The sequence below is a fragment of the Tunturibacter gelidoferens genome (assembly GCF_040358255.1).
GTDB classification, from domain to species: Bacteria; Acidobacteriota; Terriglobia; order Terriglobales; family Acidobacteriaceae; genus Edaphobacter; species Edaphobacter gelidiferens.
The window spans coordinates 5,258,311-5,276,238 of the sequence record NZ_CP132938.1 but is presented as its reverse complement, the minus strand read 5'-3'; the positions used below and the strand labels follow the sequence as shown (position 1 = coordinate 5,276,238).

Genomic DNA, 17,928 nt, shown 5'->3' with positions numbered 1-17,928 from the left:
CCGACAAGATAGTCACAACCAATCGGCGTATTCTTACCTAATGATGCGTATGACAGTGCTCGCCTCCGGTTCCAAAGGCAATAGCACCGTCATCGCCAGCTCCCGGACGCGCGTTCTGGTCGATGCCGGTCTCTCCTGCCGCGAACTTTTGAAGCGCATGGCCGTTGCGGGAGAAGATCCCGCCAGACTCGACGCCATCCTCGTCACGCACGAACATCAGGACCACATCGCGGGCCTCGCCGTCCTCGCCCGCCGCCTCAAAATTCCTGTTTTCTTTACCGAACCGACTCATCGCGCCTGGGTCCGGATGCTCACCCCGCGCACCACGATGACCTACGCCAAGTGGCTCGATCACGTGCAGCGCGAGAAGGAGGCCCGCGCGACCGCTATCGCGACGAGCACCCCGACTTGTATCCAGGCTGCCGGCCTCGCCGCCCAGCTTGCCGCCCAGTCCGAGGCGATCGCCAGCGTCTCGGCCGAGGCCGCCGCGCTCAACCGCTCCGACGATCCCAACGCGATGCTTGAGCTGCCCATCGACCCCGAGGAAGAGGAGCTTTGCGGTCCGGAGCCCGAATCCGCCGCCGCGCAGAAAGCTGAACAAAAGGCTGATCCTACGCACCTTCCCGCCGTGGAGTACTTCCACTCCGGCACCCAGTTCTCAATCGGCGACATCGAGATCACCCCTTTTACCATCCCGCACGATGCGGCCGACCCTTGTGGATTCGTCTTCGAGGCCGAGGGGATTCGCATGGCGCTGGCCACCGACCTTGGCTACATGCCCCCCAACGTCAAGGCCGCCCTCAAGCGCATCGACGTCTTGTTGCTGGAGTCAAACCACGATCTAGAGATGCTCCGCGACGGCCCCTACCCTTGGTCGGTCAAGCAGCGCGTGCTCTCGCGGGTCGGCCACCTGTCCAATCACGCGACTGCCGAGTTTCTGCAAAAAGACTACGACGGCGGCGCTGCCTGGATCGTCCTCGGCCACCTCTCCGAGTCCAACAATGCTCCCGAACTTGCGCGTCTTTCTGCGGAGCAGGCGCTGGGTAACCAACCGACGCTGCTCGGTAACCGGATTCTTTTGGCTGGACAGGCTGTTCCGCTCGATCCAATCACTCTTTAGTGCTGCATTTTCAGGCGCTTAGTGAGGGTACTCCAAGGGTTACGATTCGATGAATCCTTTCCTTTCTTCCGGCTATCAAACAGGATAGAATGGTGACTATAAACTGATGAAAAAAACAGCGTTAGCATTTCCCGTCAACCGCAGAACTCACACCTCGGGTTGCATCGATCAGGTAGTGGGGGACATTCTCTCCGGTTGGCGCTATGACATCTCGGGTCTGTCTCCGGCCATGCGCACGGACTACGACCAGCATCTGTCAGATTGCAGTCATTGCCGTCGCCGCCAGCGCATCGCCCGTACCATCGATGTGCTTCTGATCAGCGTGAGCACCCTTTCGATTGTTGCCTTTCTGCTGGCTGCGGTGGTCATTCACCGGGTCGAGGTCGTCACCCACATCAACACGGTTCGGGTTCATCTGAACCAGGCCCACGCTGTGGCCGTCTCGCTTGAGGCTGTCGCGATTGCCGGCCTGATCTTCTCGACTCTCCTCTGGGTGCTGGTTGCCGTCGCGACCCCGCTTCCCGGCTTTATCGGCAGCATCGTCCAGCAGCGTATCCCCGCAGACCTCCGCGACCGCTTTACCAAGGACGCCGCCTGAAGACAGTCTTGAACACTTAGTGATCGTTAGATGGTGGCCTGGGATCGATCCTTTCGAGATGCAGTGGCATTCTCCGACTACTTCTAACGAACGACTCCCCACCGTCTCCTTGCATTTGATAGCGTAGTAGAACATCATGCCTCCCCCTACTCCTGAAGGCGAAGTCCTTCCGCCGCACACCGACGCGGTCCCCGCTCAGCCGATCCCCGACTACGAGCGCGAGGTCTCGCGCCCGAACTCCCGCGAACGCGGCTGGAACATTCTCGCCACGCCGGGTACTTACATTCTGCTTGGGATCAACATCGCGGTCTTCTGCTACATGATCTTTCGGGGAGTCTCGCCCAGCAACCCAACGCCCAACCAGCTGCTCTACTTCGGTGCCACCAACACCGAGTTCATTATGCACGGTCAGTGGTATCGCCTGCTTACGGCTACCTTTGTCCACGTCGGCCTGCTCCATATCGCGACCAACATGTGGTGCCTCTGGAACCTGGGACTGCTCGGTGAGCCGCTGCTGGGTCCCTTTGGGTTGATCGCGGTGTATGTCATTACGGGCATTTCTGGCAACCTGCTCGGACTGTTCTTCAATGTGGTCTTTCGAGACTACGGCTCGGTTGGCGCGGGAGCCTCGGGTGCGGTCTTCGGCATCGCCGGTATCCTGATCGTTCTGCTGTCGAACAAGAAGCTGCCCATCCCGGCGTTCGAGCTCAAGCGGCTCCGCCGCTCCGTGATTCAGTTCGCGGTGTTGAACCTGATCATCGGAATCGGCGCCAACTTTACCAGTATTGTCCGGATCGACAACCACGCCCACATCGGCGGGTTTCTGAGCGGGCTGGCGCTGGGTGTTCCTCTGGTGCCGCGCATGACCTCCGGCCGCACCCGCTACCTCGCGCGGCAGAAGCTCACCTTCGCCGCCGCCGCGTTTCTGCTCTTCCTCTTCGCGTACTTCATCACCAAGCTTAAGTAGATCTGCTTAGCAAGTCAGCGAGTTAGCAAGCTAGCGAACTTCTCGCTGACTTGCTAACTCGCCTACTTCCCGCTGACTCGCTAAAAGACGAGTCCGCCGATTCGGCACGTAACCTCAGAACGTTAGCTTGAGGGCAAGTTGTATTAAGCGCGGATTGTTGACAGTGGAGTTCACTGAGCCGAAGAAAGGGGAGACCGTGCCCGCAGCCGGTGAATTGAAGTTGATGTCGGCGATTGGCGATCCGTATTGCGGATGATTGAACAGGTTGAAGAACTCAGCGCGGAAGTTCAAGCCCATCTCACGTGGCAAGCGAAATTGCTTGATGAGTGAGAAGTCAGAGTTGACGAAATCGGGTCCCGAGACCGGGACACGATTGGCATTGCCGAGCTTGCCGGGGACGATTAACTTACCGGTGCTGTCAAATTGTTGGGCCTGAGGGGGGGCGAAGCAAGCAGGGTTGATCCACTGGTAGTGGCTGTGACTTGCTGCGTGCGTATCGCAGCCGGGAATCTGGTCGGGCCGGTTGTAATTGAAGCCATTGCCGGCTTCATTGAAGTTAGCGCCCGACTGGTTACTGGTGTCGATCAGAGGAACCGGGAACCCGGAGGAGATCCTTTGAATCAGCGTGACCTGCCAGTTGCCGAGAAGAGTGTCGGTCACAGGGCCCCAGGTGCTTCCGAACGCTTTGCCTTTGCCGACTGGCAGGTCATAGATGATGCTCGCAGTGAAGCTGTGATTCAGGTTGATCTGCGACAGTCCCCAGTCGAGGTTTTCCCAGTTGGGCAATGGGAAATAGGGGGCGCTCAACAACGAGCCAAGGCCGTCGCTTAGACCATTGTCGTAGGTGCGCGAGTAGGTGTAAGCGATCAGCGCGTAAAGGCCATGCTTGGGCGTCTTGGTCTCTGCTTTGATCTGCAGCGAGTTGTAGTGGGTTTTGCCCACATCGCCAAAGAGAATGATCGAGTTAAAGTTCTCGGTGGGGTAGGGATAGATGTAGGGTGCGCCGCCGGGCAGGCAGCCGATCGTATAGGTAGAGTCGACTCCGCAAGCAGAAGGGCTGTTGACGTTGATGGCATTGCCGCTTACCAGTATGTGGCCGGCGACCGCGCCGGCATAGCCAGCGGTGAGCAGAACATCGCCTGGCAGCTGGCGTTCCACGTTGACGTTATATTGATGAACCCTGCCGGGCTGGAAGTTGGGTGGCTGGTAGTAGAACGTGCCTTGGAAGTTGGCCACAGTCCCCGGCGTGGGCGGAATCGGAAAGCCGTCGGAGAGGAAGAAGGTTCCCGAAGGTGTCTGGCCGTTGAGGGCGCAGAATGAAGTCGCAAAGGCGCAGCCCGCTCCATGGAATTGATCGGTTTCGCCGAGGTTGGGCGGATTTTGCCACAGGCCCTGCGCGCCCTGGCTCCAGACCGAGTCGTGATAGATCCCGAAGCCGCCGCGAAGCACGGTCTTGTCGCTGCCGAGAACCTTCCAGGCGAAGCCCAGACGGGGTTCGTATGCGCCTCCGAACCTATTGATGCCCGCCGATCGGCTCACTCCGTTCTGGCCTGCGATCTGAAGCTCTCGGGTCGAGGGGATGTAGTTCGCCATCCGGTCATGGACCTCGGTGATCGGACTCGTGACGGCCCACGCCAGGCCCAGATTGAGGGTCAGCGACGGGATGATCCGCCAGTCATCCTCGACGAAGGGTCTTACGATCTTCCAGCGGCGGCCTGTGACTGCACCATTGAATGTCTGGTCGTGGATGGCGCCGCCGCTAATCCCCATCAGCAGGTCGGCCTCGGGATTGCCGGGGGCTACACCTGCCCCGCTGAAGTTGCCCGTGACACCGGGGAGCAGAAAGCCGGATCCAAAGGCTTCTGTGCCGACATTCATCTGATTGGCACGGAGATCGATGCCGACGTGAATATCGTGTTTGCCGCGGATCAGGTCGAGATCGTCTTTGAAGGAGTAGATATTGGTTCCACCCTGAAAGGGAGAGTAGCCACGATCGCCGATTGCCCAATATCCGCTGGTGGGCGAGACGGAAACCACACCTTGACTGTAGGATCCTCCGGCAAGGGGGGTACCGGTGGCCGAGCAGCCGGTATTGGCATTGGGAATGCCCAGGAGGGCAGATCCGCAGGTGAAGTTACCCTGTGAGTCAATGTAGTTGAAGATGCGGTCGTAGCCGAAGGTGGCCTGGTTGAGTGTGTTGGCCGCGAACACGTGGCTCCAGCCGATGCCTGCATTGCGTGCGTGATTGATCAGGTTTTCATTACTGCCGAAGGCATTTTGTTCGGCGAGGCCGGGCGCGCCGCCGGGCGCAAAAGAAAACGCCTGGTCGTAGCTGAAGCGGCCAAACAGGTTGTCCTTGGTCGTGAGCGTCTCATCCAGTCGAATATCGAATTTGGTTTCGTTCAGGACGCGGACGGGCTCGTTGACATAGTTGTAGCTCCCACCGGAAGCGTTGGGCGCAGGATAGATATTGAGCAGGCCCTGACCAGCGCTGTTGATCAGGTCTGAAGGAATCTTGTTGCAGGGGGTTCCTGGTGCCTGGCTGCCGTCGGGGTTCGCGGGTATTGGAGTGCCGGAGGCGTCGCACTGGAAGTAAGGGTTGGCTGAGCCGAACATATTCGGGTTAGCGATGACGGGATTGAAGGCGCCATTGGTGCCTGTCGAAATATTGGTACCGAAGGGGTCGGCCGAGAAATCGCCTTTGCGCATGGCCAGTGAAGGAATCAGACCGGTGAAGGTGATTCCTTGACGCTGATACTTCTGCTCGCCATCCACGAAGAAAAACGTTTTGTTGTGGAGGATCGGTCCTCCGATAGAGCCGCCAAATTGATTCAGATTGAACTTCGGGGTTGTAGTGTCAAAGTCCCCCTTCGCGTCGAAGGCGGTGTTACGGACGAACTCGAAGAGAGATCCGTGGAAGTCATTTGTACCCGACTTGGTTGTGACCAGCACGGTGGGGCCGGCGCGGGAGCCGTATTCCGCGGAGTAGCTGTAGGTGAGTACTTTGAATTCCTGGATATCGTCGATGGAAGAGAAGACGCCGATTCCGCCCGCCGTCAGTTCGTTATTGTCGACTCCATCGAGCAGCCAATCGGTGCTGTTGGGCCGGGAACCGCCAACCGACAGAGAGAAGGAACCGCGCGCGGCCACTTCGCTGTCGGTGCCGGAGGTGAAAAAGCTGTTGGGGTTGGTCTCTGCTGTAGCGCCTGCAGTGAGCGTGGCGAGTTGGACGAAGTCGCGACCGTTCAAGGGAAGCTGCGACACCTGCTGCGAGGTGATGACCTGGCCGAGAGAAGGATTCGTGGTCTCGGCAGTTACCGCGTCCCCGGAGACCGTCACGGTAGAGACTACGGTTGCAGGAGTGATGGAAAAATTGAGTTCGCGGGCTTCGCCAATCTGAAGATTGAGATCTTTGGCTTCTGTGCTTTGGAAGCCGGTGAAGTCGACGCGCACGGTGAAACTTCCGACAGGGAGCAAAGGAATCAGATAGTGGCCGGCGCTGTCCGTCTTGGATTCGCGAGTCAGGCCGGTGCTCTGGGCGGTGACCGTGACCGTAGCCCCCGCGATAGCCGATCCGGATTTATCAAGCACAGTCCCGGAAAAACTACCGCTAGCCTGGCCGTACATTGTTGGACAGATGGCAAGCAAGAGAGCGAAGGCAACAACAAAAAAAGATGTTCTCAACGAGATCTTGTTCGTCAAACCTTCTGCAAAGTTTCGACATTCTGCGCTCATGATTATGCGTCTCATCATCAACCTCTTTCGATCACATGGCTAAAGGCGGTTCTTGCGTATAGAAGAAGACTGCAGCTTATAGAGCAGTGCACTACTCAGGCAACGAAATTCAACGAAGAGCTGAACGGCTTCCAAATAGGCCGTCCTGGTCCTCGCGGATAACGAGAAGTTTGGGATTCACCGTGAACTAATTGAGCCCAGGGCCCGCGTAACGCGATGATTTTACTAACTTTAAAAAATTGGAGGTACGACTAACCTACACAGAAAATTTCTGAAGTCAATCTAAAACGACACAGCGCTCGATCTGAGCTTCGCTGCCATCGTCCGATGCCTCTCAGGATGAGTCGGGACACCGAAGGTACTGAAGTGTGGATCAACGAGTTCTCAGCGCTACCTTTGGAGAGCATAGAACGTGACGTCTGCATCCTCTCATTCTCGAGATACAGTGCCTTACGTCCGGCGGAGCAGCCGAGTTCGCACGAAAGCGCATTTTTTTGGACTGAGGTAGATCCGAAGAGAATAAGGCGATGGGTATTGGCTTAGTGCCAGACAAAAAGGCTACCGTAGCCCCATCATCTGGCCTCAGCCCAAAACTCTTCGAGCACGCGGGCACACTCTTCCAGCAGCGCCTGCGCGTCTGGATCGAATGCGTTCAGGTGTTCGCTCTCCACATCCAGCGTGCCGATGACGCGATCGCCGTGGCCGTGGGCAAGAACCGGGACGATGATCTCCGCTCGCGTGCTGTCGAACGTGGTCATGTAGCCCGAATCATCCGCTACATTTCCAGCGTTGATCGTTCTTATTCCAGCGATCGCTCTCGCGGTGAGTCCCTGCGTAATAGGAAACGCAGGGTGCGACGGCGCAGAGTACCCGCTCCAGGCGATATTTACAACCAGTCCGCGTTGGAAGTCCACATCATAGATCCCCACCCAACGCCAGGATCCTTCCTTCCGAATTGCATCCGCAATTCGTTTCGCCCGCGTTGCGCGATCTGAGTTTTCAGCAGTGATGTCCCTGAGCTTGTGCAGAAGTTCGCTATCCGGCACCAGTCGATCCTCCGGTCTGAGTAGAGTGAGACGAAGTTCGTCTTAGCTGAGAGTCGTCTGAGCGAACTTTCTCACCATGGCCAGCAGCAGTCTCCGGTCGCTCTCCGACAGGTGTGCCGAGTACCGTTGCACCTGCGTCAAAAACCGGATCTCCTCTTCGCCCAGGTTCAGCCCCGACATCTCCTTGGCCATCGTCTCTTCGGCAAAGAACTCCGAGAGCTGCAGGTCCAGCGCGCGCGCAATCTTCTGGAGTGTCTCGAGCGACGGCACCGTGTGCCCGTTCTCCACTCGCGAGAGATAGCAGCGCAACAGGCCGGTCCGCTTCTCGATGTCACCTTGCGACATTCCCTTTTGCAGCCGATATCCGCGAATCGTAGAACCGATATTCATCGAGATGGAAAGAGCCTCAATCGACTCGTTCGCCAGATCAACAGGTATAGTTTGCATGTCAGCCATTAGCCACAAAGTAAACAGGCGCAACGAGTTGGTCAATGACTATCTTTGGGGACCCAGGTGTTTCCTGTACCATCCCAGGTTCATCGAGAGGCAGTTACCAGCCAAACCCTGAAGCCTTACTTGAACTCCGGGGGAGTCTGGAACCGGCCCAGACATTACAGGATCAGTTACTAGTCTTAAAGTAACTCGGCCTCCCGGCGGATGGGGCTTGCGGAGAGGTCAATCACACTCCCACCCACCGGTACACGCTGCATAGATCCTCCGGCGAGGCCACGTGGTCCGCCGCCGCATCCTCGTCCGACATCTCCACCGTCCCGGTCCACAGAAGTTTGAAGCCGGCATGAGCCTCCAGCAACTCTCCAGCCTCGGGGTTGAAGTAGATGACGTCCAGCACTCCCGGCCTGCCCGCAAATTCAGTCTCCAGCCGCTCGATCAGCCGCTTCACCACAGGAGCAGCAAACGGATTGAAGAGATAAAGCAGGCACGGCCCCTCCGGAAACGAAAACTCAGTCGCGTCTTGACAGAGAATCTGCACCGGGCACACCGCCCGCCCAGCGTCGGTCCACGCGACCACGTTCGACTTGGCAGTCTTCGCCAGCGATGCGTTGAGCTCCACGCCGATCACTTGCCGAAACGAAAACTCCGACGCCATCATCACTGCGCGCCCCTTCCCGCACCCCAGATCGATGAAGCTGTACTGAGAGATCGCGGCGTGTCCGGAGTCGGAGATCCAATCTTCGACCACCCGCCGAAACCGCGAAGGAGCCATGCCGTAGTACGCGGTATTGAACACATCGTTTTTATGGCCCGAGCGCAGGTCTCCGCCACCGATCAGCCCGCTCGTATCGACGCCGTGGCGTTGGTCGAACGGATGTAGCATCGGCTTCTCTACACCCGCTGTGCCGTCCTGTGGCTGGAGTCGCCCCAGCGCGGTCCGCATCGTCCCCGCGAGGCCCCGCTGAGCCAGCGACCATCGCAGCTTCGACCATGCTGTGCTGAGTCTCGTCATTGGATATCGTGTCTGCGTCAGAGTCTCTGCGAAACGAAGTCGCGCCGGCTTCATTCCTGAGTAGAAACTTAGTGCAACTCCCAACGCAACGCAGGATCAACCAGCGTCTGCAGCAGAAAGTTATTTCTTGGCGGCGACCAGTGGGCCACCCGGCGCAGCAGCGAGACAAACAGCGACCGCTTCGCCACCACAATATCAACCGCCTTCTCGGAGATGAATGCATGCCGCATCGAGTGCGGCGTCCCTCCTTCGAAGAACAGCCTGTCCGTTCCGATCTCTATCTCGTGTTCGATCAGGTACGCCCGGATCACCGTCCCAACCGAGTATCGCTCCAGGCCTCCGCGATTCATCTGCCAGTCGATCTCCGAAATGCCATGATGTCTCCTGCCACCCAGCAAGCTGATCCACTGGCCGTCGGGCGTCTTCACGCCAACGCAGAATAATCCGTCCAGCGCCTTCATCGTGCTGTATCGCCTCTCGAGGACGGCCTCGGAGACGGGATGCGTCGAGGCCCGGTTCAATTCAATCAGCTGAGCTTTGCCCAGCATGCTCTTCACGTCGCCTTCAAAGGTGCAGCCGAGCTCTGCTTCGGCCTTGCGGCGGTAGTACCTCAGGTTTCGGCGTGTGTGTTTGCCCATGGCGGCCAGGGTCGCATCGACCGTCTTCTCCAGCACGATGGTGGCTCCAACCTCGCGTGTCTGGGTGGTCCACAGGCGCTTTTCGTCTCCTGGAATCGAACCGTCGAAGCACTCCGACCATGTCTCATCGCCTTCGCCAGCATAACTGAGCATGACAACCTGGGCGCCGTTCGTCATCAGGTAGCGGCCCACGCTGGCTGAGATCTTTGTCCGCTCGGCAGGCAGTGCAATCACAGCTCTGCTGCCGTTGAAGTCGCTCGTGGTGAAGACGCGCGACGGCATCCCCAGCACCTTGTACTCATAAACCAGTACCGCGCCCTTCAGGTCTTCTGCCCGCAGTGCGGCAAGGTCCAGCTCCCGCCGCTTTCCTACCAACACCATGTAGGGAATCTTCTTGAGATTGTCGGTTCCAGTAAGGAAGTACTCCAGGTAGTCCATCGCTCCGGTCTGTTTGCACAGCGCGCTCAGGCGGACCAGGACAGGCTGAATACGCAGAATCGCAGCCCGTCCGCGCAGAACGAAAAAGTGCGCGGCATCCAGATCATTGCCCAATAAGTCCTTCGCTTCATGGCTGGTCGACAGCATAGTTACGTAGTTAACCGAAGATCGCTAAAACTGTGAGGACATTCGTCTTTTGCGGCGCGGTAGACCTTGGTCTGTTCGTGGTCTGGTTCGTGTGATGCGTCTTGCCGGTTCTATGGCCGGCTTGCCTCTAACAAATTAGGAACAACTTCTTGCAGATGAGTCACACAGCGGCTAATGAGATACGCCAAATCAAACAGATTGGATCTTCCGTGCTTCAACAACTGCTGCAAGGATTCGGAACCTGGTTTCTCAATTCCTCCCCATAATTGTCTATGGGAGGCAACCCCAAAGGTCTCTGATGGGTGCAAAAGATCGACCTCGAGATTCAAAAGAAAATCGAACCATAAATCGATTACTAGAAAGACTTTACAGCAAATAGCCGACGAACCCTCTACTTTGTGGTACCCAAAAGAGAGTTACCCCATGTGCATCCCGCCGTTGACGTCCAGCGTGTGTCCGGTGATATAGCTGGCCTCCTCCGATGCGAGAAACGAAACGGCATGCGCGACCTCGACGTCGGTTCCAACTCGTCCCAGCGGAATGAACTGTGCATTCATCGCCTTCTGCTCCGTGGTCAGGACCTCCGTCATCGCCGTCTCGATGAATCCCGGCGCCACCGCATTCACGGTAATCGTCCGGCTCGCCAGCTCCCGGGCCAGCGACTTGGTCAGCCCAATTAGGCCGGCCTTCGAGGCCGCATAGTTCGCCTGCCCCGCCTGTCCCGTCTGCCCCACCACCGAGGTCACGTTGATGATCCTTCCCCAACGGCTCTTCACCATCTGCGACATCACCGCCTGTGTCATCAGGAACGCGCCCGTCAGGTTCGTCGTCAGCACATCGTCCCAATCCTTCCGCTTCATCCGCAGCGCCAGGATGTCTCGTGTGATCCCGGCGTTGTTGACCAGAATATTCACCGAGCCAAAGTGCGCGATCACCGCTTTAGCGCATTCTTTTATCGACTCTTCGCTCGAAACATCCAGAGCAAACGCATGCGCCTTTCCACCGGCAGCCGCAATCTCTGCAGCTACATCGCCCAGCTTCTCGAGATTTCTTGCCGCCAGCGCCACCGTCGCTCCCGCCCGCGCCAACTCCAGCGCACAGGCGCGTCCAATCCCCTGCGAAGACCCAGTCACCAACGCGATACGACCTGCCGAAATGCTCATAACTCTCCTTGAATCAAACCCCACCATTATACGAACCCGTTCAGCTGATTCTGCGAACCGTCTTCACGCAGCGACCAGATATAAACATGCAGCTCTCGCGCAAAGTGCAACACCGGCGCACAATCCGGCAGCGTAATTCCATGCGCCGCAGGCAGTTCATTCACGCGAATCTCCGCCTCAGCCCGTTCCAGCGGCCAGGGAAGATGATGAATATGCCCCACCAGCACCCTCCTGCCGTGGGGCGTAAACAGACAGTAACGCTCCGTCAAAAAATGTTCCAGCGTGCCGTAGACACTTGGTCCCGCGACCTCACCCAGCCCGCGATAGCTCGCTTCAAAACGAACGTTGCGCCCAGTCAACAGCCGTCTGCTTCTGTACTCGATCGTTCCATCCTCAGCGGTCTCACGCTGCATGTCGGCCAGAAAATACGGCAGGTGAAACAGCGTCCGCGCCCCGACAACCGCCAGCGCACTCGCCGCATCCAGCGAGAAAAAATACACCCCGCACAGCCCGGTCTTCCGCGACCGCACATACGTCCGCAGATTCAACTCACAAAAAGAAGCTGTGCCCGGCACCGTGACGCATCCCTCGCCCACTGCCCGCGTCCGCACCTGGTCCATCCAGAACGGCACCACGCCCGCCCACGCCCATCCGTCGAAGCTATCCACCTCGAGCTCATCAGGCAGTAGCCGCGCCATCGCGTCCACCGCAATCGGCCAGTGCGCGAACAGCAGGTCGTTCCACCGCTGCCCCATGCGCCATCGGCCAGCAGGCAATGCATAGGGTCGATGCTCGACGGCGCTCAAAACATCCATGATCTCAGCATAGCCGTCTCGGAAACACCCTTCGGAAAACCAGCTTCACCGGATCAAGTATCCTGAGCATCACCATGCCAGCGAACCAGAAGACAGACATCCAGACCTCTACCCCCGCCAACGTCCCTGCCGCCCACCCACCGGCCAGCGAGACCGACGTCTACGCCATCCACGGCGCCGACCCCGAGGTCCTCGCCTACGCCATGGCCAAGTACTCCCGCTCCGCCCTCACCATGAAGGAGTCTCTCTCTGAGATCAGCTCCCAGCGCGCCGAGCAGTTCCTCAACACCTTCTACTTTGCTTACGGCCATCGCTCCATCGCCGACCTCGCCCACATCCCCTTCGCCATCGAACGCCTCTCCCTCCTCGCCGCCATCGAGCTCGTCGACGAGACACGCTGGGACGGCCAGGAGCGCTCCACCCGCTACCAGAACTTCCGCCTCTCCGGCTGGTTCACCCCCGCGCTCGCCGCCGAAAGCCCCACCTTCACCGCCGCCGTCGAGCGCCTCTTCGCCACCTACGACAAGGTCAGCGCCGGCATGCTCACCGCGCTCAAGGCCGCCATTCCGCAGCCCGAATCCATGAAGCCCGACGCCTACGAGCGCACCCTCAAGGCCCGCGCCTTCGACGTCGCCCGCTATCTCCTCCCGCTCGCGACCAACACCTCACTCGGCCAGATCGTCAACGCCCGCACCCTCGAAACCCAGGTCTCGCGCCTTCTGACCAGCGACTTCGCCGAGATCCGCCAGCTCGGCGAAAAGCTCCGCAACGCCGCCTCCGAGGCCGCGTGGAACGTCCAGCACGCAGCCGGCGAGGTTCTCTGCGAAGAGATCGCCTCCGTCGACGCCGACTGCGCCCGGCGAGCCCACGAAGCCTTCCTGCGCCCCGTAAAAGCCGCGCCCACGCTGGTCAAATACGCCACCCCCAACGATTACCAGCGCGAAACCCGCAGCGAACTCGCCCACGCCGCAAAGTTCCTCATGGGCAGCCAGCCCATCGCCCCCTCACCCGTAGTCGATCTCCTCGACGGCGACGAGCCCCTCGAGGTCGAACTCGCCACCTCGCTCCTCTATCCACATTGCCACTACCCCTACCGGCAACTCCGGCACAGCGTCGCCGCTCTCAGCGCCAACCAGCGCGGCGAGATCATCTCCCTCGGCACAAAACATCGCGGCCGCCACGACGAGCTCCTCCGCAGCTTCTCCTCCGGCCACAGCCTCCGCTTCGACATCCTCATGGACATCGGTGGATTCCGCGACATGCACCGCCACCGCCGCTGCGTCCAGCTCCTCCAGCCCTACACCGACCTCCACGGCTACGACGAGCCCATCTGCCCCGGCCAACCTACCCTCGCCGAAGCCGGCCTCGAAACCCTCTACAGCGAAACCCTCGCCGTCACCTACGCCACCTACCGCAGCCTCCGCGACAGCGACATCCCCGAAGCCGCCCAATCCGCCCAGTATCTCCTGCCTCTGGCCACCCGCTGCCGCTCTCTCTTCAAGATGGACTTCGCCGAAGCCCTCTACATCTCCGAGCTCCGCAGCGGCGTCGCAGGCCACTTCAGCTACCGCCGCGTCGCCTGGGAGATGTACCGCGCAGTCGCCAAAAAGCACCCATCCCTCGCGCAATACTTCCGCATCGAAGACGTCAACGAGCCAGTAGACTTGCTGCGGAGATAACCGCTCAGCCCAGGGAACAGGCGCGGAACAGTCCTCCCTCAAGCGCAGGTGTCTGCCCCGTGCGGCAGCTTCCAAACGCACCCAACCTCACCTCTGGGGCCTCTTACAGCCGAACCCCGTATCGGGGAAGACACCGCTGGGGTCATTGACATCGCCACGAAGATAGGGTTCCCTCGAACGTGGAACTGAAACGGAGAGAACTTAATTTGAAGATGAAATGGCTTTTTGCTGCAGTCACCACAGTCACCCTGACAATGCCCTCGTTTGGCCAGATCGGCATCTACATCGGCAGAACGCCTCCGCCGTTGCGTTACGAAGTACGCCCACCCATGCCCGGAGACGGGTATGCCTGGGTTGATGGCTACTGGGGAGTCAACGACGGTCGCTACGTCTGGGTTCCCGGCCGATGGGACCGTCCGCCCTATGCCGGAGCCTACTGGAGCCATCCGCACTACGACCACTACGAGCAAGGATGGCAGATGCACGAAGGACACTGGGACCACGAAGACCATCGCGATCATCACTACGACGATCATCACGACGACCACCACGATCATCACGATGACCACCACTAGGACGTAATCAAAGCTGAGGATATGTCCTGCCGGACGGGCCCACTACGCCCTACGCGTAGTGGGCCCGTCCGGCAGGACACGGTCTTCCAAAAATCACCTCTAAGTTGTATTCGCCTTTTATTTGCTTTTCCCGTTTTGAATGCTAGAATCCCAAATTGAAACATCGACCTCCCTTTCACTCACTCTTCAGGAGAGAAATATCGTGGCAGATGACCGCAGCAAGGCAATAGAACTGGCCCTTTCCGGGCTGGAAAAGCAGTTTGGCAAGGGTTCCATCATGCGGCTCGGCTCGAAAGACGTCGTTCCCATCTCGGTCATCTCTACCGGTTCCATCTCCTTCGACGCGGCGCTCGGCGTTGGCGGCGTCCCACGTGGTCGCGTCATCGAGATCTTTGGCCCTGAGTCCTCGGGCAAGACCACCATCACCCTCCAGATCATCGCCGAAGCCCAAAAAGCCGGCGGCCTTGCTGCCTTCGTCGACGCAGAACACGCGCTCGACCCTGCCTACGCCGCCAAACTCGGCGTCGACATCGACAACCTCCTCGTCTCGCAGCCCGACTACGGCGAACAGGCCCTCGAGATCGTCGAAGCCCTTGTCCGCTCGAACGCCATCGACGTCCTCGTAGTCGACTCGGTCGCCGCGCTCGTCCCCAAGGCCGAACTCGACGGCGAGATGGGCGACTCCCACATGGGCCTGCAGGCTCGACTCATGTCGCAGGCCCTCCGCAAGCTCACCGGAACCGTCTCGAAGTCCCGAACCTGCTTGATCTTCATCAACCAGATCCGCGAGAAGATCGGCGTCATGTTCGGCAACCCCGAGACCACCACCGGCGGCAAGGCCCTCAAGTTCTACTCCTCGGTCCGCATCGACATCCGCCGCATCGGCGCAGTCAAGGACGGCGACTCGGTCGTCGGCTCCCGCACCAAGGTCAAGATCGTCAAGAACAAGGTCGCCGCACCCTTCCGCGACGCCGAGTTTGACATCCTCTACGGCGAAGGCATCTCCCGCGAGGGAGACGTGCTCGACCTCGCCGTCCTGCACAACATCGTGGACAAGAGCGGAGCCTGGTACAGCTACCAGGGCGAGCGCATCGGCCAGGGCCGCGAGAACGTTCGCGCCTTCATGAAGGAAAACAAAGACGTCTTCGCCCGCGTCGACTCCGAACTACGCAAGAAGCTCGGCATCTCCGGCGTAGCCTCAGCCGAAGTCCCCCCGGTTCCCGCCGACGGCCCCGTTCAGGCCAAGGAAGCCGTCCGAGCCAAAAAGTAATCGTCATCACAAGCAGGGAAGCACCCGAGGAAGCGCCGGCATCAGGTTTGCCGGCGCTTCTCCGTCTAAATGCCTCTGGAAGCCACATACGACACGTCATCTCGGCGAACCGCGAACGGTTTCATCGTTCATTGTGCAGTGGAGATCCCTGTATTTGTCTTTTTCGCAGCCAGAGGGGGTTTTCAGACAGAGGGGTTTTCAGTTGTCAAGCCCCAATCGAAGCTAAATCTATGCAAACAAGCCACATAGACGTGGCACATGAGTTACGCCAAACAATTTATACTGGAATCAGATGAAAAAAGCCCCGGGCTAATCCCGGGGCTTTTACTTTCAGAAACACAAAAACTCCCGTAACTCCTTTGCCTGCAGGAATCTGCAGGCAACTCGTTTGGAATGAAGGTTTTACAAGGTAATACCCATGCTCTAAGCTAATGAAATAAGCGACTTATGCGCAGGTAATAGGGGGGACCCCCTGAAAAACGAGGGAACCAAAGCTGGCAACGCAGCCCCTTACTACATCCCCTCGCCGCCGCCCGGGCCACCTGGAGGTGGTCCCTGGCCATCGGGAACCCGACCCGGTCCTTCCGGTCCACCCTGCATCCTCATGCGGCGGCGCTCGCGCCCCTCGGCCTGCAGTTTGGTCCATTGGTCCGGTGTCAGCACGTTGCGAATTGCCAGCAGCATCTTGGCGTTCGCCTTTTCAAGCTCCGCGCGAGCCTGGGCTGTCTGGTCGATCTGCGCCAGGATCTTGTTCGTATCCGGAGGATTCGCCGCCAGCATCGGCTCCATCAGAACCTCCTGCTTCTCGACGTTCGCCCTCAAGTCGATCAGCTGCAGCTTGCTCTGCTGAAGGATGTCATCCATCTTCTTCTGCTGGTCCGGCGTAAGCGTCAGCTTCTGGATCAGGTCAGGATTATGCCACCAAATCCCTGGAGGCCCGATGCGAAAGCCCCCGCGCATCCCCGCTCCTCCACCCCATCCGCCGCGGTCCCGATCCATCGGGCCACCCGGCTGCGGTGGCGAACCTGCCGGTGGCTGCGCCGTCAAAAAAGTTCCAGAAAGAGTCGCAAATAAAACAATCGAAAGTAAAGGTCTCATGCGCATGTCAGTTCGTCCTTTGGTCTGAAGTGGAGGTTACAGAAGTTGTTCCATCGGTCGGATCAGCCAGCGGCTCCATCGGCGAAGGCACATCGGCAGAGACCTTCTGATCGATATCTGACAGCAAAGCCTCGTCCGACTCAGCCGCCCGCGAAGACGCCGCAGCGGCCTTCGTCGCCGCGGAACGAGCGGCAGACTGCTGTTGATGCAAGGTGATCGGGAATAGGGCAGCGACAAAGACTACAGCCGCTGCAGCCCAGTAAAGTGGCTGCGAGAGCACATGGTGCGGAGGCGCGATGGAGGAACGCCGCGCGTAGCTGTGAGCGAATTCCTGCCGCGAATAAGAGATCGACGCGTCGCGGAAGTGAGAGAGCGAATCGCGCAGGCTCTTCAACTCCGCCGAGCAGATCAGGCAAGCCTGAAGATGCTGATCAACAACATCGGTGTCGCGATCGGCGCCAGCAGACCGAAGTGACGAGTCGGCGAGGAGAACGTCGCAGAGTTGCTCGTGAGTGAGGTGGAGGTTCATAGAGAGTCCTTGAGAGAAGCGTTGTGACGTGCCCGAATGGTTGCGAGGGCGCGGTAAAGGTGCGTCTTGACGGTGCTGATTGGCAACCCCGTAATGCTGGCGATCTCAGAGAGCTCAAGCTCTTCGAGGAACCGAAGGAGGAAGATGCTGCGCTGGCGATCCGAGAGCTGTGCGACGCTCTCCCAGACTAATGTCATCTGCTCGCTGGCAATCAGACGCGACTCAAGCGAACTGTCGCGATGCGGAACGTGCGACGAGATGTCGGATACATCAATGGCTGTATCCGAGACCCGCTTCCAGAAGCGAAAACGGTCGGTGCGGGTATGATCGCGAACCAGGTTCAGCGCAATCCGCATCAGCCAGGTCAGGATCGAACAGTCGCCGCGGAAGCTGCTACGCGCCGACCAGGCTCGAACGAAAGTATCCTGGGTCAACGTCTGCGCCACATCGCGGTCCCGGATTGAGATCAGATGGAACCTGAAGATCCGCTGCTCGTACGTAGCAACGATCGAGTCCATATCGTCGAGCGGTGTGGCCGAAGCCTGCGGTGCGATGTTCGTCTGCCGCGTGATAGTGAGACCGTCGGTGCTAAGAGCTTGTGATGGCATTAGGGAACCGTATTCAGCGCGCTGCCGCATTGTTTTG

Annotated in this window: 16 protein-coding genes; 6 read left to right on the top strand and 10 right to left on the bottom strand. The window is 59.1% G+C overall.

What is annotated here, in order from left to right; all coding sequences use genetic code 11:
• Positions 1 to 40 precede the first annotated feature (40 nt).
• The 3 genes from RBB81_RS22610 to RBB81_RS22600 all read left to right on the top strand — a co-directional run bounded on the left by RBB81_RS22610 (position 41) and on the right by RBB81_RS22600 (position 2,685).
• Positions 41 to 1,120 carry an MBL fold metallo-hydrolase gene (locus RBB81_RS22610; RefSeq protein ID WP_183792792.1) on the top strand — a complete coding sequence of 360 codons (1,080 nt, stop codon included), beginning with the start codon at positions 41 to 43 and terminating at the stop codon, positions 1,118 to 1,120.
• 106 nt (positions 1,121 to 1,226) lie between these two features.
• A complete protein-coding gene (locus tag RBB81_RS22605; RefSeq protein ID WP_179585405.1) occupies positions 1,227 to 1,718 on the top strand; it encodes a hypothetical protein in 492 nt (163 codons plus the stop codon).
• 136 nt (positions 1,719 to 1,854) lie between these two features.
• On the top strand, positions 1,855 to 2,685 hold the full coding sequence (locus RBB81_RS22600; RefSeq protein WP_353072236.1) for a rhomboid family intramembrane serine protease: 831 nt from the start codon (positions 1,855 to 1,857) through the stop codon (positions 2,683 to 2,685).
• 114 nt (positions 2,686 to 2,799) lie between these two features.
• Here the strand turns inward: RBB81_RS22600 and RBB81_RS22595 are convergent, their stop codons facing one another.
• The 7 genes from RBB81_RS22595 to RBB81_RS22565 all read right to left on the bottom strand — a co-directional run bounded on the left by RBB81_RS22595 (position 2,800) and on the right by RBB81_RS22565 (position 12,132).
• On the bottom strand, positions 2,800 to 6,420 hold the full coding sequence (locus RBB81_RS22595; protein WP_353072235.1) for a TonB-dependent receptor: 3,621 nt from the start codon (positions 6,418 to 6,420) through the stop codon (positions 2,800 to 2,802).
• Positions 6,421 to 6,992: 572 nt separating this feature from the next.
• Positions 6,993 to 7,466: a GAF domain-containing protein gene (locus tag RBB81_RS22590; protein WP_183792786.1), complete on the bottom strand. Its 474-nt coding sequence runs from the start codon at positions 7,464 to 7,466 to the stop codon at positions 6,993 to 6,995.
• Between the two features lie 42 nt (positions 7,467 to 7,508).
• Complete coding sequence (locus RBB81_RS22585; protein ID WP_179585397.1) at positions 7,509 to 7,913, bottom strand: helix-turn-helix domain-containing protein; 405 nt, start codon at positions 7,911 to 7,913, stop codon at positions 7,509 to 7,511.
• A gap of 232 nt (positions 7,914 to 8,145) precedes the next feature.
• Positions 8,146 to 8,931, bottom strand: a complete 786-nt coding sequence (locus RBB81_RS22580; RefSeq protein ID WP_353072234.1) for a class I SAM-dependent methyltransferase — start codon at positions 8,929 to 8,931, stop codon at positions 8,146 to 8,148.
• 68 nt (positions 8,932 to 8,999) lie between these two features.
• Positions 9,000 to 10,154 (bottom strand): hypothetical protein, encoded by a 1,155-nt coding sequence (locus RBB81_RS22575; protein WP_353072233.1) that lies wholly within the window; start codon positions 10,152 to 10,154, stop codon positions 9,000 to 9,002.
• A gap of 416 nt (positions 10,155 to 10,570) precedes the next feature.
• Complete coding sequence (gene fabG, locus RBB81_RS22570) at positions 10,571 to 11,317, bottom strand: 3-oxoacyl-[acyl-carrier-protein] reductase (RefSeq protein WP_353072232.1); 747 nt, start codon at positions 11,315 to 11,317, stop codon at positions 10,571 to 10,573.
• A 26-nt stretch (positions 11,318 to 11,343) separates the two neighbouring features.
• Positions 11,344 to 12,132, bottom strand: a complete 789-nt coding sequence (locus RBB81_RS22565) for a YqjF family protein (protein WP_353072231.1) — start codon at positions 12,130 to 12,132, stop codon at positions 11,344 to 11,346.
• A 74-nt stretch (positions 12,133 to 12,206) separates the two neighbouring features.
• Between RBB81_RS22565 and RBB81_RS22560 the strand changes: the two genes are divergently transcribed.
• The 3 genes from RBB81_RS22560 to recA all read left to right on the top strand — a co-directional run bounded on the left by RBB81_RS22560 (position 12,207) and on the right by recA (position 15,656).
• Complete coding sequence (locus RBB81_RS22560) at positions 12,207 to 13,811, top strand: FAD-dependent thymidylate synthase (RefSeq protein WP_353072230.1); 1,605 nt, start codon at positions 12,207 to 12,209, stop codon at positions 13,809 to 13,811.
• 212 nt (positions 13,812 to 14,023) lie between these two features.
• Positions 14,024 to 14,386, top strand: a complete 363-nt coding sequence (locus RBB81_RS22555; RefSeq protein ID WP_183792778.1) for a YXWGXW repeat-containing protein — start codon at positions 14,024 to 14,026, stop codon at positions 14,384 to 14,386.
• Positions 14,387 to 14,588: 202 nt separating this feature from the next.
• Complete coding sequence (gene recA / locus RBB81_RS22550; RefSeq protein WP_179585383.1) at positions 14,589 to 15,656, top strand: recombinase RecA; 1,068 nt, start codon at positions 14,589 to 14,591, stop codon at positions 15,654 to 15,656.
• Positions 15,657 to 16,169: 513 nt separating this feature from the next.
• On the opposite strand, the gene RBB81_RS22545 is transcribed toward recA, so the two are convergent.
• The 3 genes from RBB81_RS22545 to RBB81_RS22535 are packed head-to-tail and all read right to left on the bottom strand — an operon-like array spanning position 16,170 to position 17,891.
• Positions 16,170 to 16,754 carry a Spy/CpxP family protein refolding chaperone gene (locus RBB81_RS22545; protein ID WP_179585381.1) on the bottom strand — a complete coding sequence of 195 codons (585 nt, stop codon included), beginning with the start codon at positions 16,752 to 16,754 and terminating at the stop codon, positions 16,170 to 16,172.
• 7 nt (positions 16,755 to 16,761) lie between these two features.
• Positions 16,762 to 17,283, bottom strand: a complete 522-nt coding sequence (locus tag RBB81_RS22540) for a hypothetical protein (RefSeq protein WP_179585379.1) — start codon at positions 17,281 to 17,283, stop codon at positions 16,762 to 16,764.
• Positions 17,280 to 17,891, bottom strand: a complete 612-nt coding sequence (locus RBB81_RS22535) for an RNA polymerase sigma factor (protein WP_179585377.1) — start codon at positions 17,889 to 17,891, stop codon at positions 17,280 to 17,282. Before RBB81_RS22535 ends, RBB81_RS22540 begins: the two co-directional genes overlap by 4 nt.
• Positions 17,892 to 17,928 lie beyond the last annotated feature (37 nt).